Source organism: Afipia sp. GW823-FHT06G09, from assembly GCF_058794875.1.
The window spans coordinates 468,164-491,295 of record NZ_JBXAHF010000002.1; the positions used below are offsets into that span (position 1 = coordinate 468,164).

Sequence of the window (23,132 nt, forward strand, 5' to 3'; positions counted from 1 at the left end):
CGCAGCGATGCACTTTTGGCCAAAATTAGGGCAGTCTTGGCACACGATACGCCGCAAAGTTGCAGTTGTTCACTAATTGTTCCGGGGCTAGCTTAAACGGACTAGCCTTTTACACTTGGGGACCCCATGCGAATTGATGCGCGTGAACTCTTCCGGCATGTCAGCGCCGAGAAATCTGGCCTGTACCGCGACATCATGGATGCGTTCGCCGCAGCCAAGCGCCAGTTCCGCCTCCACCTAAGGCCAGATGAAGTATTGGCCGAAGCGCAGTGGGAAGGCTCTCCGCCAAAGATAGAAGAGCTGCAAGCTGCTCTTGCGCAACTGAGCGAGTGGGGCAACCTTCAATCACAACCCGATACGGCACGCGTTGCGAGCATCAGCGACTTCTATCGTGCGCGCTTCCTTTATCGCCTTTCCGAGGGTGGAGAAGCGGTCGAATCCGCACTCAGCGTGTTCACTCAGGCATTGAAGCGACGTGCCGAGCTGCAGAGTGTTGCGCTCGAAGACATCGCGAAGCAGCTTCAGGTTCTCCGCAATCTCGCGGAAGAGCCCATTTCCGATGCAGCGAAGATTCACGAAACTCTGAGAGATTTGGTACGCGTATTCGAAGGCTTGGCGGAGAACGCTCAGGCATTCATGGTGAACATTGGCCGCAGCATCGAGCTTCAGCACTCAGACACGACTTCGATCATTGCCTACAAAAGACGATTGATCGACTACCTGGACCGATTCATCGGTGATCTCGTCAGTCGCTCGGGCGGCATTGCGCAGCATATTGTGGCGCTTGAGCCTGTCATTCAGCCGCTTCTATTGCAGGCCTCACACCGCGAATCACGCGACGCAGCGCCCGATCAAAAAAGCGAGCAGGATGATGCGCTCTCTAGGTCTCATCAGGCTTGGACCGAGCGTTGGAAGGGTTTGCGGGGTTGGTTTGTCAGTGCCGGGCATGAGCCGCCACAGGCCGAAGTTCTAAGATCAAGAGCCCGATCCGCTATCCCGCACCTGCTTGCGGTTATTGCTGCGTTGAATGAACGGCGTAGCGGCCGTAGCGATCGTTCCGCCGACTTTCGGACACTTGCCCACTGGTTTGCTGGTTGTCAGAACGACGCCGACGCGCACCGTCTTGCGCGCGCTGCCTTCGCCCTCAATCCTGCTCGCCATTTCCTAGTTGGGGAGGAGATACCGGAGCTGCCAGCGACGACGCGGTGGGCGGATGCTCCGCCGGTCCGGATTCATCCACGCTTGCGTGAATACGGCGAGGCAGCTCCACGTGGTCCGCTCCCTCGTGTACAGGATCGCCAAGCTGAACGAGAACGGCTCGAAGCACAGTTGACGGAGGAAGATCGTGAAATTCAAGCCGCTCGCGCGCGGCTTGCGAACGGCGAGCCGAGGCGTCTGTCCGATCTCGGCCAACTCGATCGACATGGATTTCAGCTATTTCTGCATTTGCTGGGTGAAACGCTTCCCGCACAGACAAATCCTGATGATGCCGTTGAGCGGCAAACTGGCGATGGCCTACTCCGCGTGCGCCTGGAGCCGCTTGGTGCCGACTCTACTGCTGAGATCCTGACGGACACTGGTTTGTTCACTGGTCGTGATCATCTTCTCACCGTGACCTCGATGGAGATGAGAGATGAATAGCGTGCTCGGTGTGCGCGGTGACGAAACGGCACGAGGCGAAAAGATCGACGGACGGTCCCCACGCGTTGGTGCACAAAACATTGGATTGCATCAGGCTCAGCACCTCCGGGAGGAATTCTCGACCGCCTTGCGTGCGCTCTTGATGACCCCGTTGATGACCTCCGTGCATTCTGAATTCGCCGCAGTGCGGCGCCACGCCGAGAATCTCAGGGAATGGTTCGCCCGTGAGACCGGATGGGTCCTTCACGTGGAACGGGATTGTGCGCGGCTTTTCAAGCGCCCCGCCGATCTTCTCGATTCGACCCGAGGATTTCCTGATTACGATCGGCGCCGCTATATACTGTTCTGCTTGGCGTGCGCCGTACTTGAACGCGCCGACCCGCAGATCACGCTTCGCGTTCTGGGCGACCGGCTGCTGGCCCTGGCTACCGAACCTACATTGAATGCGCTTGGGTTCAGTTTCAAGCTTGAATCACATCACGAGAGGCGCGAGCTCGTCGCTGTTTGCCATCATCTTCTCGACCTCGGCATTCTGGTTCGAGTTGCGGGAGAGGAGGAAGGTTTCGTTCATCATGCATCAGAGAATGGTGAACACCTGCATGACGCATTGTATGACGTTCAACGCCGCGTGCTTGCAGGAGTCCTTGCGGCGGTACGAGGACCGTCCACTTGGGCCGCAGACGAAGCGCCGGCCGACATAGAGCGGCAGCTACAAGCCCTCACCGCCGAACATGTTCCAGACAGCGAAGACGGTCATCGGGCTGGGGTGCGCCGGGATTTATCGCGTCGTCTGCTTGACGACCCAGTCGTTTATGCCGATTCGCTCGATGCAAGCACCCGCGCCTACTTTCTGAACCAACGCGGCACAATGGCGGCCCGTCTCTCGGAGGCGGCTGGACTTGTTGCCGAGCAACGCGCAGAAGGTTTGGCGCTCGTCGACGAGACGGGAACGCTCACCGATGTTTCGATGCCAGCCGAAGGCACCGAGGCGCATATCACGCTGTTGGTCGCCGAACTTCTCTCCAGCAAGCTGCAGGTAGGCGGAGAGCCTATCGAAAGATTGTTTGAGACTGATATCGCGCGCTTCATTGATCAAGCCCGGGAGCGATATGGTCGCTATTGGCGCCGATCTGCACGAGAGCCTGGTACACAGCGTGAGCTGGCTCAGATCGCATTAGAACGATTGCGTAAGCTTCGATTGATCACGCTATCGCCGGACGGAATTCGGCCTTTACCAGCAATTAGTCGCTTCGCCGTTGGGCCGGCAGAAGTCCGTGAAGCAGGAAGTGCGCGCAAGCTGAGGTCTGGGCGGAGTTCCGATGCGCGTTAATGGACGAAAGCCAGATTTGCCTGCTCCAAGTCGCGAACGATGGCAGCCGCTTCGCCTGGGCTTGGTTGACCTGTTCCACTACGACAGCGAGGAGTTTTGGTTTAGAGATGGTCATCTGTTGCTTCGTGGAAACAACGGGACCGGGAAGTCCAAGGTTCTGTCCTTAACGCTGCCATTTCTCTTTGATGCGCAGCTCAAATCATCGCGGATAGAACCCGACGGCGATGCTTCGAAGAAAATGTCTTGGAATTTGTTGCTCGGCAAACATGATCGCCGGATGGGATACGCGTGGATCGAGCTCGGTCGCCTCGGGGCCGACGGGCAACCTCAGTTTCTGACCTTAGGCAGCGGTTTGTCGGCCGCCGCAGCCCGCAACAACGTCGATAGTTGGTTCTTTATTCTTGAAGGCTGGCGTGTCGGCGAAGACGTATGGCTCACGAACCAACAAAGGATGGTGCTCTCAAAGGAGAAGCTGAAAGAAGCGCTGGCGGACCATGGTCAGGTTTTTGAGACCGCTGCGAGCTACCGTCGCGCCATAGACGAGCACCTTTTTCAACTGGGAAGTGCGCGTTACTCGGCTTTGATGGACACGCTGATTCAGCTTCGGCAGCCGCAGCTTTCGAAGAAGCCGGATGAGGCCAGCTTGTCCGCCGCGCTGACTGAGGCGCTCCCGCCACTTTCGACCGACCTACTTACCGACGTGGCCGATGCATTTAACCAGCTTGAGGAAGACCGTCGTCAACTGCAAGAATATCAAGCTCTCGCCCGAAGTGTTGGCCATTTCTCCGATCGCTACAAACTTTATGCGAAAACTCAGACGCGACGGCAGGCTCGAGGGCTTCGCGGTGCGCAGACCGGTTTTGATAGTGCCAGTCGGGCCTTGAATGACGCACATTCAGAGCTTGAGAAATCGCAAGCGGTCGAAGAAGAAGCGAAGATAGCTCAGCTTGCGGCTAAGGAGACCTTGGGGACGGCCCGCACTCGTCTTGAGGTTCTACAATCCGATCCGGTTAATAAGGATGCGAACCGATTAGACATCGCATCCAAGGATGCTGACGATAGGCGGCGCGATGCCGAACAAGCCGAGACCAGTGCGACCGACTCGCGGAACCGATTGTCCAGAGAATCGAGCGCGACAATCGAACGCGGAAAGCGGGTTGCGGAGGCTGAACGTTCGCTGCTCGGCATCAGAATGGCCGCCGCTCCTCTCTCCGAGGCAAGCGGACTCGATCGCCAATGGAGCGATAGCCCACTCATCGCAGCAGGCGCTTCTGAGCTCGTCGCACTTGATGAGAAGAGTTTCGATTCCGCAAAAGACAATTTACGCTCCCTAATCGAACGGCGCCGTGAGCAAGCCGCACTCGTGCGACAACGACGCAAAGCGATGGACGAAGCTGAACGAGTGCATGATATCAAAGTTCGCGCGCATCAAGAGCGGCATGACGAAGCGAAAGCGGCACGAACGCGTCGCGACGCTGCGGATCTGGCAGTCGAACAGGAAGGAAGAGCGCTCCTCGAAGGCTGGGAAGCGCATTTTGAGTCGTTGCAGCAGTTAAACCTGCCAGATACGGAACAGCCTCTGCGTGAATTGGCGTCATGGGTGGTAACGCTACAAGGAGAAAATCCAGCGCGTAGTTCGTTGCAGATCGCACAACAGCTAGCCAGCGAACGTCTCGCACGACAGCAATCTTCGCTTGTATTCGAGCGAGAGGCACTCGCGGCAGAAGAAGCAGATTTAACGGCTGAACGACAGCGTCTTGAGAAAGGTGAGGATGGTACTCCACCAGTCCCGCCATTCCGAGCGCCCGACGCCCGCGTCGATCGTGTCGGCGCACCGCTATGGCAACTTGTCGAATTTCACGACGGACTTGACGCAGCTCAACGTGCCGGTCTGGAAGCCGCCCTCGAGGCGTCTGGCTTGCTTGACGCGTGGGTTGATCCAGATGGGCGGATGCAAATGCCTGAAGGCGCTCCACCGCTTCATGATGCGAAGCTGGTTGAACGAGCGCCTCAGTCGGAGACCTTAGCAGGGTGGCTGAAGCCTTCGGGCAGCCAAGTTGCAGGTGCCATTGTTGCCAAGCTACTCGAAGGTATGAGTTGCACCGCCAAAGATGGAGGCCAAGCAGAAACCTGGCTGTCGCCGGCTGGCGAGTTTCGAATTGGCGCGCTCGCCGGCGCGTGGGCTAAGCCAGTTGCGGTCTATATCGGCTATGCCGCTCGCGCTGATGCCCGCGCGCGTAGGCTCAAGGCTATTTCGGCTCGGATCGCCGAGCTGGCGGAAGCGCATGAAAATCTCGACGCCCGCTTCGCGGGACATGCGCGCAACCAGGAGCGCGCCGCCGCAGAGTGGCGCAACGCGCCTGCCGATGACCGCCTACGCGCATCGCATGCTGACGCAGCAGCAGCCGCGCGTGAGTTTCGTACGGCATCAGATCGCCTTGAGCAGGCCGCACAACAGTTGGCGAATGCCGTTGAAACCGTCAACGAGGCACGGTCGGTACTTGCTCGTGATGCACAAGACTTGCGCCTGCCAGATTCCAATACGGCATTGGACGTGGTCGATGCAGCGCTGTCGCAACTGATCGAGAAAGTCTTGGCGCTTGTCCACGCCGGGCGAGATCTGCGACAGGCGCAATCCGAGCTGGTGCGTCAACGACAACGCGAGCAGGATGCTCAAGCTGACATGGAAAGAAGTGTCGCGCACGCGTTCGAGCGAGCCCGGCAGGCTAGCGAAGCGAAGGTCCGGCTGGAAACACTACAGGAATCGGTCGGCGCGAAGGTGGCGGAATTGCAGGAGAAGCTTGCTGCGGCCCGGGCCGCAGTCAAGCTTAGCGACGCGGACCTAGAGACAAAGGAAAAGGCAGCAAATCTTGCCGGCGAGCAGCGTGCGCGGGCCGAACAAAAGGTGACTTCTGCGGATGATACCCTGCAAGAACGAGCGGTAGCGCGGCAGCAAGCGATAGCTCGGCTTCAGGGCTTCGCCGCGACGGACTTGCTCTCCGTTGCATTACCCGAGACTGACCTTCCCGATCTGCGCATCACATGGACCATCGAGCCGGCGCTGACGCTTGCGCGCCGTGCCGAGCAGCTGCTTTCAGATACCCCACACGACGATGAGGCATGGAGGAAGATTCAGGGGCAACTTTCGCAAGACTATACTGACCTCGGTCGGGCTCTCACCGCCCTCGGTCATCAAGCCCAAATGGACCAGACGGCCGATTACGGTCTGGTCGTAACGGTTATTTATCAGAATCGCGCAGAACGCCCTGATCGCCTGACCGAACGGCTCGAAGCGGAAATTGCGCAGCGCCGCGAATTGCTGACGGCGCGTGAAAGAGAGGTTTTGGAGAATCATCTTCAGGCGGAAATTGCCGCTGCCATTCAAAGACTGCTCCAGGACGCGGACCGGAAGGTCGAGGCGATCAATGCGGAATTGTACAAGCGTCCAACTTCGACGGGCGTTCGCTTTCGTCTGGATTGGCAGCCACTTCCCGAGGGGATCGGCGGGGCGCCGATCGGACTCGCAGCCGCGCGCAAGCGCCTACTAAATACCAACGCCGATCTTTGGAGCCCCGAGGATCGCAGCGTTGTCGGCGCGATGTTGCAGGAGCGGATAAACATTGAACGAGTAAATGCCGATGCCGCCACGGGCGGAAGCCTGCTTGAACAGTTAAGCCGGGCTCTTGACTATCGTCACTGGCATCGGTTCACGGTGCAGCGCTGGCAAGACAAGCAATGGGTAAAATTATCGGGTCCCGCTTCGAGCGGGGAGCGGGCGCTGGGTCTCACCGTACCCCTGTTCGCGGCAGTCGCGAGCTTCTACAGCCAGAGCGGTAATCCACACTCGCCACGCCTGGTGTTGCTGGACGAGGTATTCGCAGGCATCGACGATGCTGCGCGGGCTCATTGCATGGCATTGATCCGCGAGTTCGATCTCGACTTCGTCGTAACAAGCGAACGCGAGTGGGGCTGCTATGCTGAATTACCGGGCGTGTCCATCTGCCATCTGCAAAGGCTTGAAAACATCGACGCCATACACGTGTCCCGTTGGACATGGGATGGCCGTGCCAAGCGGCGCGAGAGCGATCCGAATCGAAGGTTTGCTGACGCATGATGCATGACGATGGTCGTCTTCAGCGTCTTCTTGGCGGAGCGTCGCTTTCTTCACTCAGAAAACGGCTTCGTCAGCGCTTTGAGCGAGGGCCCGCAGATGGAAAGCTGGAAAGCGTACGTCTTGCCAATCTCGGGATGGACGAGCACGCGGCTCTTGCGGGGCTCATGGGTCGAAGCGTGCGTTTCTCAAGCTCCATGCAGATTGATATTCCGTTGATTGATGAGGCCTTGAATAGAGCAGGCATTGCTACATCGCTTCGAGAGGCACTCGAGTTCATCGACGGCCCTATTGTTCATGCGGAGACCGCTCGCACCGAAATGCAGGCAGCGTGGTCAAGAGCTGTTTCCGTCGTTAGCGACGCAGACCTTTCAGCGTTTCTTCAGGTACCTTCCGGGCTCGGTCTTTTGAAGCGCCTGTCGAACGGAAAACCCGATGCTGCCGCCCAATTGTGCCGCAGCGCTAGCGTTGTGCTCCATGCGCTACCGGCTGAAGGTATGACCCGCGCCCAACTAGCGGCGACGACTCTGGGCGACGCGCATGCGCTCGATACCGGGCGAGCCGCGGCCGCACTGGTTCTTGCTGTGTGGCGAGAGAAGACGGCCTCGACGCACGCCGCTCATGATGACGACCCACTCAGCGTCGACAGCGAAATCGGTGACGAGCGAGTTCGTGACGTATGGGCAAGGGTCGGCATACTGGTTAACGAACTTGCGCGGCCAGCTCTATTCCTGAATCTCAATATCAAGGGCCGCTCGACGCTGCCGATTGTCACTGGCGAGCCAACCTACGCCTCACTTCGCTTCTTGCTACGATCAAGCCCTTCCTGGGATGTAACCGGACAGGACATTTATGTCTGCGAGAACGCAAACCTCCTGGGCATTGCAGCTGATAGGGGAGGAAGCAACTGCGCGCCGATGGTGTGCACCGATGGAATGCCGGCCGCCGCGCAACGCGTTATATTGCGGCAACTGGCGACTGCCGGTGCTCGATTGCGCTATCATGGAGACTTTGATTGGGCTGGTGTGCGCATTGGCAACTACGTCATGCGCGAATGCGGTGCACGACCATGGCGCTTTTACACTGCCGACTATCTGGACGCGGTTGCGCGAGCGCCCCGCCCGGGACTTGCATTGTCTGGTCCGGAAGCCGGCGCATCATGGGATGGAGGCCTGACCGTCGCTATGCAAGGGCATCAGTTGTCGATCGCCGAAGAGAGTCTGGCTGATGTGCTATTGCAAGATTTGATTTGACGTAGGGCACTTCGGGAAAATGGTGGCTTCCAGCCGGGCTGTTTATGGCGCCGCAATATTCTGGTTCCGAGCTGCTTAGCCTTGTAGCTGGCCGTGATGTTCAAGAGCTATCATGAGAGCGTTGTTGGCGTTCGTGAAATTGTCTCGCTGACCAGCGATCTCATACTGCCATTTCATGCCGTGGAAAAGATTGTTCCTGTAACGAAGGATGATTGTGAAGACCGCCGCGACCCGGTCGCTTGGATCATTGCTACTTCCATCAATAATCGATCGGATCATCGGCGGTCGATCGTTTGGCCGCAAGTGCAGATGATCGAAGTGATAAGTGAAAGCATTATCCGCGAAATAGCGCTGTCGGAAATAAGCTAATTGCTGATCGTATGCCTCGGCCTGAAGGGTCCCCGCCTGATGCCATGCGCCGACTGCCGTACGAATGCTGTTGGCGGTCCCTGCGTTGTGAAGTATCCGAGCCTCGAACAAGCTCCAAAGCAACGAGAAATCGATAATGGCACTCCGTTCCTCGTCCGTTAAGTTGGCGAAGCCGGGGGCCCTAGCCAATAGCCACTGCATGCTCATGGTCACGTGTTATCACGAGACCTAAAGTAGGTGTAGTCGCCCAACTCAGGCAACTTCGGCGCCGATAATAAGATGAGGGAAAGGTAGATTGGAGAATGGCGGGCAATGTTGCCTCTGAGGGCTTTTCAGGGTTGTTTGCGAGTCTCAACGGATCGGCTCCCATCGCGGCGACCAGGGTCGATATCATTCGATCACTCCTGACGGTCGGGTATCCCAGCCGCAAGGCGGCAATAAAGTTAGTCGGGAAGTGGCGTGAAAGGCTTCTGGTCGCCATGGCGACCGGCTATCTCGACGGCAAGCTGGGCACTACTCGGTATTTTCGCAATCTTGAGCAATCCGAGAAGGTCGGAGTTTCGTTTCTCCTAGGCGAGGCATTCACTCATTGGTACGCGCAGGATCGAATGCACATCGAATTTCTCGTCCACGTCGCCGGCCTTACGAGTTGCATATGGTCAAGCGTGAGCGTGCCGGCTCCGCTGAAAGCTGGAGCCATGCCTCCTTCAGACAAGAGCCGGCCGGACTTTATCGGAATCCGGCGCACAGAGCGTCATGTGTTCGAGAGCAAGGGACGGATCAGGAAGCCAAGCAATGCCACCGTGAGCAAAGGACTTGGCCAGGTGTCGAAGCTTCAACTGGCCAATGGCGTAGCGCCAACGACACGCTGCGCCACCTTTTTCATGCTGCGGGATGCGGGTACCGAGGGTCGCGTCATCGATCCGCCCGGCACGGGCGACGGCGTCTCCGTGACGTTTGATCAATTCGACGCACTCTCAAAGGCGTATTCCTTCTTCCTCGACATTGAGCCGAGAGACTTGTCCGACGAAGTCGGCGAAGGATTTGTCGGCCGAGAGATTGATGAAGATGTATTCTTCGCCCTCGACCGGAAGGTCTTCAACATTATGCGCGATCGGCCCGATGATGTGACGATGCGGCGGCAGCGGCTCGACGAGGTGTTCGGAATTCTGGCGGGCCGTGCCGAATTTTATGAGAGCAAACGCGGCGCCGAGCTATCGCCGGGCCGCGACGGAATGCTCCTACTCGACCGCCGCAGCCAGATCCGGCGGCGGCTGACACCGAGGGGCTAGAAAGGGAGACGCGCCTTGGACACGACGTCATGAAAATCTTCGCAACCCGCGTCTGGGGCCTTGGGTTCGAGCGGATTCCAATCGCAACCTTCGGATCCGAAGGGCACCTTAATCGTCTGCTCAAGCTCGCACAGCGGGGTGACCGCCTTGTGTTCGTGGGCACCAAGACCGATAGAACGCCGCCTGCGCTTCAAGGACGGCTGCTTGGGATGGGAGAGATCGGTTTTGAACCACTGCGCACTCTCGAGATTGTGGGACATGCCGAACTGGACGAGCGCGATTTCGATGAGCGCGGAAACTACAAATTCCCGCACGCTGTCGCCCTTACCGAAGCGTGGCGCTTCGTTACTCAGCCGCTCCTCACCGAGACGCTATCTGACCAGCTCACCATGCTCGCGACGCCGGGCGTTGAGGAGCTCGATGCTTCGGATGTCCAGCGCGTGTTGGCGCTGACAGCAGAGCGGCTCGTGTTGCCTGAGCTTCCCTCGCTGGCGCGTATGCGTCGGCTGAATGAGATCCTCCGCCCGACGACCGGGCCAAGGCCCAATGACGCGGCATATAGCGTTGAACGCTCCGCGCAAAATGCCGCCTCGACCTACGCACTGCGGTTCGGCAAGCGGAATGTCTTCAAGATTGGTCACGCCGAGGACATTAAGGCCCGCCTCGCAGCGGTAAACCAGCATGTGCCCGTCGAGGTGCTTAACGAGCAATGGTCAATCTACTTGAAGCAGCCTTGGAAGACGTCGATCGACGCCTACGATATGGAACAGCGTGTGTTGAAGCTAATGGAACCCAAACGCAGCGGCTTTGAACGTTTGCAATGCACGGAGATGGAGCTGTCGTCGGCTTGGACAACTGCACTCCTTGCTGATCCCTAACTGCGGCTATCCATACCGCGGTTGCAGGGGCCGCAGGAAGATCGGCCCATCACCAATTGGAGTAACAATGAGATTCGCCTATCCGCTCTTGCCGGCCGAATTCGAGATCCCCGACGATTGGTGGATTGAAGCCGGCATGTCGAACTTCTCGCCTGATGGGCCAACTTACCGATCGACAGGCGAGGCAACACACACCGTTGCCCTGCGGGATATAGAGCCGCCGTTTCGGTGGCCGGAGGTCCAGAAAGATTTCCGTGGGTTCGATCGTAAACGGATGATCGACATACTGTCTGGCATCTCTGTGGGCGCAGCTTTGCCGCCGGTACCGCTTCTCATCCTTCCATCATTGTCGGACATATCGAAGGCGCCGTTTTCACATCGCGTTCTAAACGGCGTCCATCGATTCTATGCTTCGGTGGCGGCCGGTTTCGTTGCGCTGCCCGCTACGCCGCGCAAGTGCGTACAATGAAGCATCTCTCGACGAACTTGGGCAGCGAACGGAACCCACCATATGCTCAAACATGCGAGTGAGCTGCGAGCGCCCGACCCTTATTTTTCCGCCGCCGCGGGCTTTGTCGGCAGCACACTCGAAGCCCTTCATGCTGACATGAGCAAACTTGAGCTTCCGACGAGCGTTCCAGAGGGTATCCGACGCAGCCACGATGCGCTGCGCCATGCCTATATCTACTCATATTTCTCATACGACTTGTTGACCCTCGCCGCAGCCCAGACATTCCCATGCCTTGAATTGGCATTACGAGAGCGCGTTGGCGTGCAATTTTCTGGTAGGGTGGACAGGAAGGGCAAAGCACGGAAGCCGCCTATGCTCGACGAATTGCTTAGAGCCGCTAAGGCCCAAGGCCTCATCACGGCGGAGGTAAATGGTCTAAGCACACTTCGCAATATGTTCGCACACGGCAGTGACGCTGTATTGAATCCTGCGATGTTTCTAGCCCCCTTCGAGCTCGTAACCTGCACGATACGCGAGCTATTTACGCCACCGGATCCTCGGCTTCAGCAGCTGCCATGATAAAGCGGGTCGTCATCACGAAGGACGTCATCAAGGCGATGGCGTCGATGCGACTCATGATTGGTCCGAATGCGAATGACTAGCCCATTTCAATTGCGACGACTCGTCTTCGCAATAGTGTAGTTCTGGAGTCAGCGTGTCTTGTTCACATAGTCCCGAATGTGGAGCGCGTAGCTAATCCAGAGTCCGCAATCGAGCGCCAGCTTGAAATACTCCTCAGCTGCTTCATGTGGCACTAAGCCCATAGCGCGGGTCTCAGCTCGTGCAAACTTTGCTAAGGGAATCGCGTCACCTGAGGATACTTGGCCGCATCGCCTCACCTGTTCGCGAAAGCGACCTTTCGCGCTTTCCGGCAATTTCGGGCCGAAAATAAAGTAGTAGAGATACGGCAGGAAGTGCACATGCCGAATCATTTCTTCGTCGGTGTTGTTATTACGGTGAAACAGGTCGCGGTGTGATCCCTTGAGTCTTCCTGGCTTGTAGGCTGGGTCGGTGAAATACTTCATGCGTTGTTCGGGTACGGCCTTGCGCGCGAGCAGGCTTTTGGTCAACGCGGCGGCGACCTCACTATTTCTCTTGTAATCTTCCGGAGTGTGGCGGTCCCAGTCGAATTCGATCTGCGCCAGGAGCGCGCCCTCGCTATGGTTCAGTTCGATGTCTGGCGTAACCATGAGGTCCTCCCAGCTTAGATCTCGGTCGATGTTGGAGACGGGCGGTCATGGAGATCACCAGTACTTTCGAGCGCTTACTGGTGACGCATCGCGAACGGCTATCCTGCGGCCCGCGACGGAACGACTGACAGCGAACATATTCTCGCTCGTTCTCATTGAGATCGTGGTCCGCCCAGAATCGCCGTCATGCCTCGCGCTCTGCGTCGCCCTCTTGACGTCGCGGTCATGTGATTGCGCGCGCGAATCGCGATCACTTGTTGTTCGGCTTCACGAAGTTGCGACAAGCTCAGAAAATGGCCGACCACCCATTGGTCAATATATTCGCGAAGTCTCCAAGAGGTGCCGTCGGCCACCAACGCCAGAACCATGGCCCAGTCCTTTTCCCTGAATCGGATGAGTTGTTCCAGGACGATGCCGGTGATTTTCATGGTTCGTAGGTCCACTGAGCCGCTTTCAGCCCAGATGCGGGCGAAAAATGCGAAAACGACCGAAAGATGCGACATAAGTTCAGCGTTCCGGGTTCCGATGAATACCGTGAGGGCACGGAAATCACGAAGATCGTCACTGCCGTCCGCCTGCCACGTTTGCCAGAGTGTTTCAGCGTCGATTGACACATGGCTATGCCGACGCCACGCCAGTCTGACCGTAATCTCCGCTTGGCGCGCGTGATCAATGAGTCCCAGGTCGCGCGCAAACGCGATGACGGGTTGAAGCCATACACTCCTGAGCCCGGGGCCAACCGTCGCTGACGCGATCTGACGGTAATAGAGATCCTCCGATACGAGGACGTAGCCCTCGCTACCGAGGTATGGCGGATCGAGTACATCAGACCCGAAGGTCTCCGTGAGCATCGCCGCCAGTTCAGACGGCATGTCGGGTGCGGCGCCTGGAACGATCTCGCAGGCTTTCTCGATCTTCTCGATCTGATCGGCGATGAAGCGATCGCGTGCCTGCATATCCTCACGCGTGAACTCCTGGCGAATGTACTGTCCATTGTGCCAGGCGATCGTCATTGATCGCCCATTGCCGCCAAGATCGTCCTTGTCGCGCAAACTTCGCAGCTCGTCGATACTGGAGCGCGGTATCACCAGCTTGCCAAAGACAGCGAGAAGGACGTCGAAAGCGTCCATCGTCGCAACGGTCCATGCGGTGTAAGTGTCTAACACGGCACCCGCTGCGCGGTGACGGTTGATAATTTCGCGCGCAGCATCCCGTTCTGGCGCGTTGCCGATACACGTCTCGATGTCATGATCGAGGGACCGCACGTATTCGGAAAAGCCGACAGCATCACGTCCGAGGCGTGATGCGACCATTGTCATCGGCAGATGCTGAAGCAAATAGAGGTCCGCGAGCTTGCGGTTGCTTTCGGATACCTTCTTGACCTGATCGAGGGCTGGCTGGACGTCGCCCTCCTTCATTTTGATCGTGTAGAAGCTCTTTGCATCCGGAAACCGGGTCTGGAAATTCGCCATCACGTCGTGGAGAGCGTGGAGATATTTGTGCTTGATCTCCACCACGCGCCAAGTTGTGTCGTCACCAAGCGCCGCCTTGATCGTGAATTCGTCACCGACCTTCAGGCCCATCGCCGCAGCGGCGAGCGGATGGCTGACGCTGACCTGACCGTCAGCCGGCCGATCAGGCCCATCAGCAATAAGGAAGCTCTGAGTTTCGCCGTGCGATCCCTCAAGCCTGAACCAGGCGTCCAGGCCCACGACCCGTGATCGCGGCGTCTTCCGGCCATTGGGATCGAGCATCATCAGCCCGAAGTAACGCAGCGCGGCGTCGGGGTCATTCCTGGCGGCCTGCAGCACATCGTAAGCAAACGCGAATGCAATCTTTGGCAGGTCTGCGGCGAGGAGTTCCTGCGCGAGATACATCTTCTGCGCCGGTGTACCTTGCACGGTCGCAAGATCGAGGGTTTCGAGGATGGGTTTGACTTCGTCACGACGGTCGCTGCGCCGCAAGGTCGAGAACAGAGCGAGATAGTTGGTCAGATCAGGGCTGACCACGACCGCGTTTCGCAAACAGGTCTCGGCTTGTTTCAGAGCCCCGCGATTGAAGTGAAGCAGGCCTTCAGCATGGAGATAGAACGACAACGTCCTGATCGATGCTGGCAATCGTTCAAAGAATCGGATTGCGCGCCGGCGGATCGGGCTATCATTAACGAAGGCGCGCGCCAGTACACGAAGCGCTTCGTTATCGTGGTCATCAGCGACATAACCATCGAGCAGGTCTGCTACAACGTTTGCCTCTCCGCGCCGGGACGCGTGCATCGCTACCATCATACGCGGCGCAATGTGGCTATTAGCGTCGATGCACTTCAGGGCCGCCCGATAGGGAGCCTCGGAGAGATTTTCGAAGCCTTCCGTGCGAGCAAAATCCGCGACGACAATGCTGGCGCGGGGGTCGTCGATAACCTCCTCAGCGATCGCCGCAATCCGCTTCTCAAGATCATCGGGTTGCGCCACCTTGATCTCGGCAAGCCGACCCGCCGTGACGATGAGCGAGCGTTCGACAAGGGGGATATGGTCGGCCTGATCACGGTAAATTCGGGCGACTTCCTTCCAGTCGGCGCGGGCGGAGTAAAAGCGAAAGCCGAGCACTGTGGCGTCGGGCCCAGCGGGGAGACAGTGAAGCAGCTGTTCAGCGAATTTTTCGTCATTACCGTCGATCGCTGCGACGGCCGCGCGGTTGGCGATTTCGACATCGCTCGGCGCAAGAGCGAGACCTTGGCGCGCCACCTCGATTGCCACGGGCAGATCATCAAGCGCATGATAGGCGACGATGATGTTGCTGCAGATCGCGGCGTCCTCGGGCTTGATCACCCCTTCACTCGCTCGCGCTTCATCCCATTGACTGCGCAGCAGTTCGGCTGCTGCGGTAATCCGCTCGCGCTGCTTCTGCGCGAGTCTGTGCGTGCGCTGGAATGCCGGGTCTCGCAGTATCTCATCGAGATCAGCCTCCGCCGCGAACTGGCGGGCGTGACGATCGCCGGGATGGGTGGCGAGCGCAGCATGGGCAGCTTGCCACCATGCCGGCATCAGCCCGCGATGCCGTAGAACGTCGACACGGCCGATAGCGACTGCGGCCGACCCCTTCAGGCCGTCTGGTATAATATCGAGGGGTTCCGCGATCTCTGGATCGAAGCGAGCGGCCTGAACGACATAGCCCGCCAGCCCTTCATTGGTGGGATCGGCAACGAGCGCCTCACGGCCCCAGGGCAGTAGCTCCTGCCACCTGCCCTGAAGCAAGAGCGAAAACGCCTTGTTTGCGATCGCCTTCGGTTCGGTTGGCGCATGGGCATAAGCCTCGGCGAGCATCGCGGCTGCCCGCTCCTGCTCGCCGAGGGCGAGTAGGCAGGAGCCGATATTGGCCTTGACGCGGAAGAGAATGCGTCCCGAAGCTTTCGAGCCGATGCGGGCCAGTAGACCTTCCAGAAGGGGGAGCGCCGTTCTTGGCTTTCCTGAGTTCGCAAGCTCGCGATATGTGTCGATGTCGGCGTCGAGGTGGGTTTCGAACGCATTACCGGCTGTTGTCGTGTCGCCCGGAGGGAGGCTGAGTGTGGCGGTTATCTGCGTCAGCGTCGCCTGAACTTGGGCCAGACCAGATTGTGTCTCTGTCTGACCGAGGAGAAGCTCCTGCGTGTTTTCGAGAATCTGCCCGGTAAACGGCCCAAAGCTGGGATCGAAGGCTTTACGGGCGGCGTCGTCTTCGCTGATCTTCTCTTCCAAGGTGTTCCAACCCCAGATGTAAACTAACATCTGGTGGCCCTTGGCGCGAAGCTCGGCGGTGATGACCCGCGCAAGCTCATGCATCTCGCCATCGTCAGCTGCCGTGGTGACGATGAAGTATTCGCGCAACGCGGGCCTGAACTTGACCGCTTTCTCAACCTCGGTCCGGACCTCCTTCTCCGAAAGCTCTTTGCCTTCTCCCTTCAGTTTGCATTGGATGCCGACATACTGATCGGGATCGCGATCCCGCATCCCATACAGATCAACGCCGTCCTGACCCTGTCCGCGCCTTGCATTTCGTTGGACATTGGGATCCTTGAGAAGGCTCCGCCAGAGCGGCACGCTCGCTCGCTCGAAGGCCTGCTCGTCAGTTGGTTTTGGAATTTGAGTGGCGGCCAATAACGACATGAGCACTCTCAGACCATATCGTCGTCATTGGGCAGCGGCATCTCGGCAGCCTGTGGGTCTCGCCCGATAACAGTCGTGCAATGGCACTTCCAGCCGCGAGAGGGCGGGAAGCGAGGCGGCGGTTCGGAAATGATTCGGGCGCACAGGACCATACGGAACGGTAATGCCGCGCCGAGGGTAGTGCCACGATAAAGGTGCAGAGCGCCGTGCAGAAATACTGCAGGTCAGCAGAGCGCAAGGAGGTCCCGAATGCGTCTAAGCCGCAAGGCGCTCCTCTCTTTCGATCGCTCCATCCTGCTCGCCGGCTGCTTTGCTGAGGAAGCGGGCAAGTGCCGCTTTACGGGAATCGCGATCGAGAGCGTAGGTAGTTTGCCTAAACTCGATTCCGTCGAGCAGCCCCTGGATGTGGCCCGAGATAGTATCGGCAGCCATGATGAGGGCGGTATCCAGTGTGTGGATATACTTGCTCGTGACCGATCCCTTCGCGTGACCGACAAGTGCCGCGATCGTGACCTCAGTGAATCCAAGGTCGTTCGCGATGCTTGCAAAGCTGTGGCGCAGCACATGCGGGGTGATGTCGGCGAGCGGCGTATCGTCGAAAATCTTTTCCCAATAGTTGGGAAAGCTGCCGAATGCATTATCGTCGCCCTGACCGGGGAAGACGTAGGTACCGATGCCAGCAGCCTTCCTGCTTTCCAGATACTCGACGACGGGTAAGCCAATCGGCCGGGTTGAGGCCCCCTCCTTGCTGTCGACCAGCCGCAGGCAACTCGCGTCGGTATCAGCCTCGACCCACTGCAGCTTGATCATCTCCGTGCGACGGCATCCACTGAGCGCGATTTGGCGGATGATGTCGACAGTCATTTGGTACTTGTCGTCATTCGCCGCGTTGCGCAGGATTTTTCCAAGCGTGCGATACTCAGCTTCGGTCAAACGACGATTGCGAACGTTATCTTTCGGCTTTCGGATTCCATGGGCGGGATTTCGTTCAATGATGCCGGCTTCGACAGCATAGGTGAGGATGCCGCCGAGTAGACCAACGGTGCGCGTCGCCGTTCCGGCCCCGCCCCGCACAATCGCCTTGCCGCGAAGCTTCTTGGTCTTAACGCTGACGCGCGTCTTCCCGGCCATGATGTCCTTGAGTACTTTGTTGACGTCGGCTTTGCTGAGATCCTTCACTCGACGCGTGCCAACTAGCGGCACGATATGACGGTGGATGCGTCCGGTGTCGGTCACAATGGTGGTCGCCTTCTTAGGGCGTCCACCCTTTCCGAGGATGAGGCCCGCTTTCAGGTCGGTGAGATAGAGATCGCACAGTTCCTTGACGGTGATCGCCTTGTGATCAAGTTGTCGTTCCTCGGCAGGATTGTCCCCCTGCGCAACTCTGCCCAACTGAACCTTGGCCTCTTTCCTTGCAAGCTCCGCCGTCCAGACGCCATGCAGCCCAATGGTATAGCGACGTGAACGACCAGCGGATCGATATTGAATCAGATAGCTGCGCTTGCCTGACGCGAACACGCGAAGACCGAATCCGGGTAGATCATCATCCCAGATGACGTAATCTTTCACGCGCAATTCAGCAGCGTCGATCACTCTCTTGGTGAGCTTAGCCACGGGGATTCTCCGACTTGATGCCCCTCTCTCGCGTAAGCACCACGTAAGCAGTTGGAGCGAAATCAGGGCGTAGCGCAGGATATATCGAGGGGGCCAGGATTTCAATTTTATCAATTACTTCAGTAGTATAGCGCGCCATTACGTAACCCATCGATTTTCTTCGTAGGGCAGCTTAAATTGCTCCGAAGGCAAAGGTCACACGTTCGAATCGTGTCGGGTGCGCCATTCTTCATCAGACCCAGACCTATCCGGTCACCGTCGCGAAAAAGTCGGACGCGCTTTTGGCGCGCCGCATGCGTTCGAGCATGCCGGCCGCCTTCAATGTCCGGGCGACAAGGGCCAGTGCTGTCAGTTGATCGGCCTCGGGCGGAGGCGGAAGCAGCAGCAGAAACACCAGATCCACCGGCCGGCCATCGATCGCGTCGAAATCGACCGGCGGTTTCAGCCGCGCGACGAGGCCGTAAGGCCGTTTCACCACCGGCAACCGCGCGTGCGGAATCGCCACGCCATTGCCCATCCCGGTTGACCCGAGTTGTTCGCGTTTCAGCAGCTCGGACGCGACATAGTCCGCCTGCAGGCCGAGGCTCGCGGCTGCCTTGCGCGCCAGATCCTGCAAGAGCTGCTGCTTGTTTGGCGCCCGCATGTCGATAACGACGTCGGCCGGAGCGAGAAAGTCGGAAATCTTCATAAGTGATCCAGGAATGTACGACGTGCGCCGGGATGTGACGCTCTTTCAGTCCGGTGCACGCAGCCGGTAGCCGATGCCCGTTTCGGTCAGGACATATTGCGGCCGTTCCGCATCGCCTTCGATCTTCTGCCTGAGCTGCCGCACGTAGACGCGCAGATACTGCGCGTCGGTCAGTTCGTCCCACAATTCGTGCAGAAGAAACTTGTGGGTGAGCACCTTGCCGGCATGCTGAACCAGCACGCGCAACAGATCATACTCCTTCGGTGACAGTTTGATGTCCCTGTCGCCGACCTTGACGATGCGCCGGACCAGATCGACCGACAGATCGCCGGTGCGAAAAACCGGACGTTCGCCATGAACCTGTAATTGGTGACGCAGCGCCGCCCGGATGCGCGCGAGCAGTTCATCCATGCCGAACGGCTTGGTGACATAATCGTCGGCGCCGAGATCGAGCGCCTGAACCTTGCCGGCCTCGTCGCCCCGGCTGGACAGAACAACAATCGGCACGCTTTCATTGCGCGCACGGATCATGCGCAGGAGATCGTGACCCTGAATATCGGGCAGGCCGAGATCGAGGATCACGAGGTCCGGCTTGTTGTCCAGAAGCTCAAGCGCGGTCTTGCCGTTGGGCGCATCGAGGATGTCATAGCCCTGCGTGCTCAGGCCCATCCGCAACAGCTTGCGGATCGGCGGCTCGTCGTCGACCACCAGAATCTTCAGCGGCGCGGGGCTCATGCGGCGGTATCCAGTGTTTCGGTGATTTTCGGAATCGGCAGCCGGATCGTCAGAACGGCGCCGCTGCGGTCCGACCGGTTCGCCGCCGAGATGGTGCCGTGCATGGCCTCCACAAATCCGCGCGAGATGGCAAGGCCGAGGCCGGTGCCCGGCCTGACATGATCGCCCTTCTGCACGCGGTAGAACTTGTCGAAGATGGTCTCCAGTTCGTCCGGCGGAATGCCGTCGCCCTCGTCCAAAATCTGGAGACAGACGGAATCGCTCTCACGCCAGCTTTGAATCCGGATCAAGCTGCCGGCAGGCGCATACTTCGCCGCATTGTCCAGCAAATTGAACAGCACCTGTTCAAACAGCACCGCATCGAGATCGAGCATCGGCAGATCGGCCTGCAGTTCCAGATCGACGCGATGCCGGATCAGAATCTTGCTCGCCCGCCGCAATGCGCTGCCGACCACCTCGCCGAGATCGTGTGGCGCTGAATTCGGAACAATCGCACCGGACTCCAGCTTGGTCATGTCGAGCAGGTTGGCGATAAAGCGGTTGAGGCGCTCGGACTCATCGATGATCGTTGCGAGCAGATCGCCCTTCTCTGCATCGGTCAACTGACCCGACAGATCGCGCAGGGTGCTCGCGGACCCGAGCACAGACGACAGCGGTGTCTTGAGATCGTGTGAGATCGAGGTCAGCAGCGCCGACCGCAGGCGGTCGGTCTCCACCACGCGCTTGACGTGATCGATATCTTCCACGAGCCGCACGCGCTCGATCGCGAGCGCGCCCTGATCCATCAATGCGTCCAGCAGGCGGGTCTGGTCCGGCGTGAGGATGGGGCCAGTACGATCGTCGTCGATTCCGATGACGCCGATCGGCCCACGGCCCGTCCGCATTGGCAGAAACAGCCGCTTCGCGCCGGGCAAGGTGTCCGAGCCGCGCCCCGCCGGACGATCATTGCTCCACGCCCAGTTGGCCGCCGCGAGATCGGCCTGATCGAGTTCGTCCTCCGGCGGATACCCCGCCTTGACCGTGATCAGACCGTGCTCGGGCAGCAGCAGCACAACGCGCACCTTCAGCATCAGCGCTGTCTGGTACGCCGTCGCCCACAGCACATCGTCCAGCGTCGCCGTTCCGGCGAGCTTTCGGCTGAACGAATAAAGATACTCGGTCGTGCGCGCCCTGCCCGTCGCCATCACGGCCTGGGTCCGCACCCGCGCCGCGACGTTGGAAACAATCACTGCGATCAGCATGAAGAAGAAGAACGCCGCAACATTGGTCGGATCGGTGATGGTGAACGTATAAACCGGCGGAAGAAAAAAGAAATTGTAACACAGCGACGCCGCGACACTGGCGACCAGCGACGGGAACAGACCGAACCGGACCGCCACGGTGACAACGACAGTCAGGAACACGAGGTCGACGTTCTCGATGCCGAGAAACGGAAAGATCAGTTCGCTGATTCCGAGGGCGACTGCAACAAGCCCCAAAGACCAGATATACGGCACCGGGTCGGCGACTTCCGCGCGCTCCGCCGTCCGCACGCCCTTAGCCGCGAATGTCTCCGGATCGAGCTTGTCACCGGCGATGACATGGATGCTGATATTGCCGGCGCGCCGCACCAGATCGTGAACCACCGAACCGCGCACCAGTTCGAACCACCAGGAACGGGTAGCTTTCCCGATCACGATCTGGGTGACATTGTTGGCACGCGCGAAGGTGAGAATGTCGTCGGCAATCCGGCGTTCGACGGCCGGGATCGTCAGGGCATCGGCACCCAGCGCCTCCGCAAGCCGCAGCGTGGTCGCAATCCGGTCGCGCTCGGCATCGCTGAGCTGCAGGCTCCGCCGGGTTTCGATGCAGATGGCCGTCCACGGCGCATGCAGCCGGTCCGCGAGGCGCTTGGTGTAACGGATCAGGCCGGCGGCCCGCGGGTCTTCGCTGACGCAAACCAGAATCCGCTCGCCCGCGGCCCATGGCCCTGAAATCGCATTGGCCTGCATGTGATTGAGCAGCTGCTCGTCGACGCGCTCGGCGGTCCGCCGCAGCGCCAGTTCGCGCAGCGCGGTCAGATTGCCCGGCGAAAAGTAATGCTCGAGCGCGCGCTCGGCCTGCCTGGGAACGTAGACCTTGCCTTCCTTGAGCCGCTGGATCAGGTCGCCCGGCGTCAGATCGACCAGTTCGATGTCGTCGGCGCGGTCGATGATGGAATCCGGGACGGTCTCGCGCACGCGCACGCGCGTGATCTGCGCCACGACATCGTTCAGGCTTTCGATGTGCTGGATATTGACGGCGGTGTAGACATCGATGCCGTTGTCCAGCAGTTCCTCGACATCCATGTAGCGCTTCGGATGGCGGCTACCCGGCGCATTGGTATGCGCGAGCTCGTCGACGATGGCGAGCTTCGGCCGCCGTGCCAGCAATCCATCGAGATCCATCTCGTCGAGGGTCTGGCCCTTGTAGGCCAGCGCCTTGCGGGGAAGAATTTCAAGACCGTGCAGCAGCGCCTGCGTTTCCAGCCGGCCATGGGTCTCGACAACCCCGACCACCACGTCCACGCCGGCCTTCACCTTGGCATGCGCGCTTTGCAGCATCTCGTAGGTCTTGCCGACACCGGGAGCCGCGCCAAGAAAGATCTTGAGACGGCCGCCGCCGTTTTCACGGCGGGCCGCCTCAAGCAGCGCTTCCGGTGAGGGCCGTTGTTCAGGATCGCGGATGGTTGCCATCAGACATGCAGGTTACTTCGCCGCGCGATCCAGCGCCAGATTGAGCGCAAGCACATTCACGCGCGGCTCGCCGAGCAGCCCTGCAAAACGGCCCTCCACGTTGTCGTTAACCAGTTTGCGCACCGCATCCTCCGGCAGTTTGCGCGCGGTCGCGACCCTGGGGACCTGAAACAGCGCGGCTTCCGGCGTGATGTGGGGATCAAGGCCGCTGCCCGTACTCATGACCAGATCGGCCGGGACCGGCATCGACGGGTTCTCGGCCTTCAGCTTGGCGACATCCTCGCTCATGCGGTCGCTGAGCGCCTTGCTGGTCGGGCCGAGATTCGATCCCGACGAATTCGCGGCGTTATAGGGCGCCGGAACGGTCTTGGTCGAATCCGCGGGGTCCGCCGCCGTCGTCACGGACGGACGACCGTGGAAATACTTGTCTTCCTTGAACTCCTGCCCGATCAGCGCCGAGCCGATCGTCTTGCCATCCTTCTCGATCAGGCTGCCCTGCGCCTGATATGGAAAGATCGTGCCGGCAATGCCGGTGATGGCGAGCGGATAGGCCAGGCCGGTGATGAGCGTGAGGCCGACGAGAATAAAGAATGCGGGCCGGATTTCTTTCAACATGGTGTCTCTCCTTCGAGATTCTTGCGCACGGTGCTCCCGAAAGCCGGTGGTC

15 protein-coding genes are annotated in these 23,132 nt (G+C 59.2%); 7 read left to right on the forward strand and 8 right to left on the reverse strand.

Annotation, left to right across the window (positions count from 1 at the left end; genetic code table 11):
• The first annotated feature begins 126 nt into the window (after positions 1 to 126).
• Genes AC1Q67_RS09825 through AC1Q67_RS09840 form a run of 4 tightly spaced genes read left to right on the forward strand, consistent with a single transcriptional unit; the run spans position 127 to position 8,335 of the window.
• Complete coding sequence (locus AC1Q67_RS09825) at positions 127 to 1,641, forward strand: TIGR02677 family protein (RefSeq protein WP_492234261.1); 1,515 nt, start codon at positions 127 to 129, stop codon at positions 1,639 to 1,641.
• Entirely contained in the window at positions 1,634 to 2,971 is a 1,338-nt protein-coding gene (locus AC1Q67_RS09830) for a TIGR02678 family protein (protein ID WP_492234260.1), read from the forward strand. The genes AC1Q67_RS09825 and AC1Q67_RS09830 overlap by 8 nt, the downstream gene beginning before the upstream one ends.
• Entirely contained in the window at positions 2,961 to 7,085 is a 4,125-nt protein-coding gene (locus AC1Q67_RS09835; protein WP_492234259.1) for a TIGR02680 family protein, read from the forward strand. The genes AC1Q67_RS09830 and AC1Q67_RS09835 overlap by 11 nt, the downstream gene beginning before the upstream one ends.
• Positions 7,082 to 8,335: a TIGR02679 family protein gene (locus AC1Q67_RS09840; RefSeq protein ID WP_492234258.1), complete on the forward strand. Its 1,254-nt coding sequence runs from the start codon at positions 7,082 to 7,084 to the stop codon at positions 8,333 to 8,335. Before AC1Q67_RS09835 ends, AC1Q67_RS09840 begins: the two co-directional genes overlap by 4 nt.
• Positions 8,336 to 8,410: 75 nt before the next feature.
• Here AC1Q67_RS09840 and AC1Q67_RS09845 read toward each other — a convergent pair whose 3' ends face one another.
• Positions 8,411 to 8,911 (reverse strand): hypothetical protein, encoded by a 501-nt coding sequence (locus AC1Q67_RS09845; RefSeq protein ID WP_492235673.1) that lies wholly within the window; start codon positions 8,909 to 8,911, stop codon positions 8,411 to 8,413.
• Positions 8,912 to 9,006: 95 nt separating this feature from the next.
• Here AC1Q67_RS09845 and AC1Q67_RS09850 point away from each other — a divergent pair, with 95 nt between their 5' ends.
• The 3 genes from AC1Q67_RS09850 (at position 9,007) to AC1Q67_RS09860 (ending at position 11,343) form a co-directional block, all read left to right on the forward strand.
• Entirely contained in the window at positions 9,007 to 9,996 is a 990-nt protein-coding gene (locus AC1Q67_RS09850) for a hypothetical protein (protein WP_492234257.1), read from the forward strand.
• Between the two features lie 29 nt (positions 9,997 to 10,025).
• A complete protein-coding gene (locus AC1Q67_RS09855) occupies positions 10,026 to 10,874 on the forward strand; it encodes a hypothetical protein (protein WP_492234256.1) in 849 nt (282 codons plus the stop codon).
• A 67-nt stretch (positions 10,875 to 10,941) separates the two neighbouring features.
• The gene (locus tag AC1Q67_RS09860) at positions 10,942 to 11,343 is read left to right on the forward strand and encodes a hypothetical protein (RefSeq protein WP_492234255.1); all 402 of its coding nucleotides are present in this window, start codon (positions 10,942 to 10,944) and stop codon (positions 11,341 to 11,343) included.
• A gap of 692 nt (positions 11,344 to 12,035) precedes the next feature.
• On the opposite strand, the gene AC1Q67_RS09865 is transcribed toward AC1Q67_RS09860, so the two are convergent.
• From AC1Q67_RS09865 to AC1Q67_RS09895, 7 genes are all read right to left on the reverse strand, one after another.
• Positions 12,036 to 12,575 (reverse strand): hypothetical protein, encoded by a 540-nt coding sequence (locus tag AC1Q67_RS09865; RefSeq protein WP_492234254.1) that lies wholly within the window; start codon positions 12,573 to 12,575, stop codon positions 12,036 to 12,038.
• A 152-nt stretch (positions 12,576 to 12,727) separates the two neighbouring features.
• Positions 12,728 to 16,714, reverse strand: a complete 3,987-nt coding sequence (locus AC1Q67_RS09870) for a PIN domain-containing protein (protein WP_492234253.1) — start codon at positions 16,712 to 16,714, stop codon at positions 12,728 to 12,730.
• Between the two features lie 255 nt (positions 16,715 to 16,969).
• Positions 16,970 to 18,328 (reverse strand): tyrosine-type recombinase/integrase, encoded by a 1,359-nt coding sequence (locus AC1Q67_RS09875; RefSeq protein ID WP_492234252.1) that lies wholly within the window; start codon positions 18,326 to 18,328, stop codon positions 16,970 to 16,972.
• Positions 18,329 to 18,572: 244 nt separating this feature from the next.
• Positions 18,573 to 19,016: a PTS sugar transporter subunit IIA gene (locus tag AC1Q67_RS09880; protein WP_492234251.1), complete on the reverse strand. Its 444-nt coding sequence runs from the start codon at positions 19,014 to 19,016 to the stop codon at positions 18,573 to 18,575.
• 45 nt (positions 19,017 to 19,061) lie between these two features.
• Positions 19,062 to 19,751 carry a response regulator transcription factor gene (locus AC1Q67_RS09885; protein ID WP_492234250.1) on the reverse strand — a complete coding sequence of 230 codons (690 nt, stop codon included), beginning with the start codon at positions 19,749 to 19,751 and terminating at the stop codon, positions 19,062 to 19,064.
• Positions 19,748 to 22,465: a DUF4118 domain-containing protein gene (locus AC1Q67_RS09890; RefSeq protein WP_492234249.1), complete on the reverse strand. Its 2,718-nt coding sequence runs from the start codon at positions 22,463 to 22,465 to the stop codon at positions 19,748 to 19,750. The genes AC1Q67_RS09885 and AC1Q67_RS09890 overlap by 4 nt, the downstream gene beginning before the upstream one ends.
• A 12-nt stretch (positions 22,466 to 22,477) precedes the next feature.
• Positions 22,478 to 23,080 (reverse strand): K(+)-transporting ATPase subunit C, encoded by a 603-nt coding sequence (locus tag AC1Q67_RS09895; RefSeq protein WP_492234248.1) that lies wholly within the window; start codon positions 23,078 to 23,080, stop codon positions 22,478 to 22,480.
• Positions 23,081 to 23,132 lie beyond the last annotated feature (52 nt).

Bases quoted from the DNA above. Each gene is read 5' to 3' on its own strand.
- AC1Q67_RS09825 (WP_492234261.1), top strand. From the start codon at position 127: ATGCGAATTGATGCGCGTGAACTCTTCCGGCATGTCAGCGCCGAGAAA.
- AC1Q67_RS09830 (WP_492234260.1), top strand. From the start codon at position 1,634: ATGAATAGCGTGCTCGGTGTGCGCGGTGACGAAACGGCACGAGGCGAA.
- AC1Q67_RS09835 (WP_492234259.1), top strand. From the start codon at position 2,961: ATGCGCGTTAATGGACGAAAGCCAGATTTGCCTGCTCCAAGTCGCGAA.
- AC1Q67_RS09840 (WP_492234258.1), top strand. From the start codon at position 7,082: ATGATGCATGACGATGGTCGTCTTCAGCGTCTTCTTGGCGGAGCGTCG.
- AC1Q67_RS09845 (WP_492235673.1), bottom strand. From the start codon at position 8,911: ATGAGCATGCAGTGGCTATTGGCTAGGGCCCCCGGCTTCGCCAACTTA.
- AC1Q67_RS09850 (WP_492234257.1), top strand. From the start codon at position 9,007: ATGGCGGGCAATGTTGCCTCTGAGGGCTTTTCAGGGTTGTTTGCGAGT.
- AC1Q67_RS09855 (WP_492234256.1), top strand. From the start codon at position 10,026: ATGAAAATCTTCGCAACCCGCGTCTGGGGCCTTGGGTTCGAGCGGATT.
- AC1Q67_RS09860 (WP_492234255.1), top strand. From the start codon at position 10,942: ATGAGATTCGCCTATCCGCTCTTGCCGGCCGAATTCGAGATCCCCGAC.
- AC1Q67_RS09865 (WP_492234254.1), bottom strand. From the start codon at position 12,575: ATGGTTACGCCAGACATCGAACTGAACCATAGCGAGGGCGCGCTCCTG.
- AC1Q67_RS09870 (WP_492234253.1), bottom strand. From the start codon at position 16,714: ATGTCGTTATTGGCCGCCACTCAAATTCCAAAACCAACTGACGAGCAG.
- AC1Q67_RS09880 (WP_492234251.1), bottom strand. From the start codon at position 19,016: ATGAAGATTTCCGACTTTCTCGCTCCGGCCGACGTCGTTATCGACATG.
- AC1Q67_RS09885 (WP_492234250.1), bottom strand. From the start codon at position 19,751: ATGAGCCCCGCGCCGCTGAAGATTCTGGTGGTCGACGACGAGCCGCCG.
- AC1Q67_RS09890 (WP_492234249.1), bottom strand. From the start codon at position 22,465: ATGGCAACCATCCGCGATCCTGAACAACGGCCCTCACCGGAAGCGCTG.
- AC1Q67_RS09895 (WP_492234248.1), bottom strand. From the start codon at position 23,080: ATGTTGAAAGAAATCCGGCCCGCATTCTTTATTCTCGTCGGCCTCACG.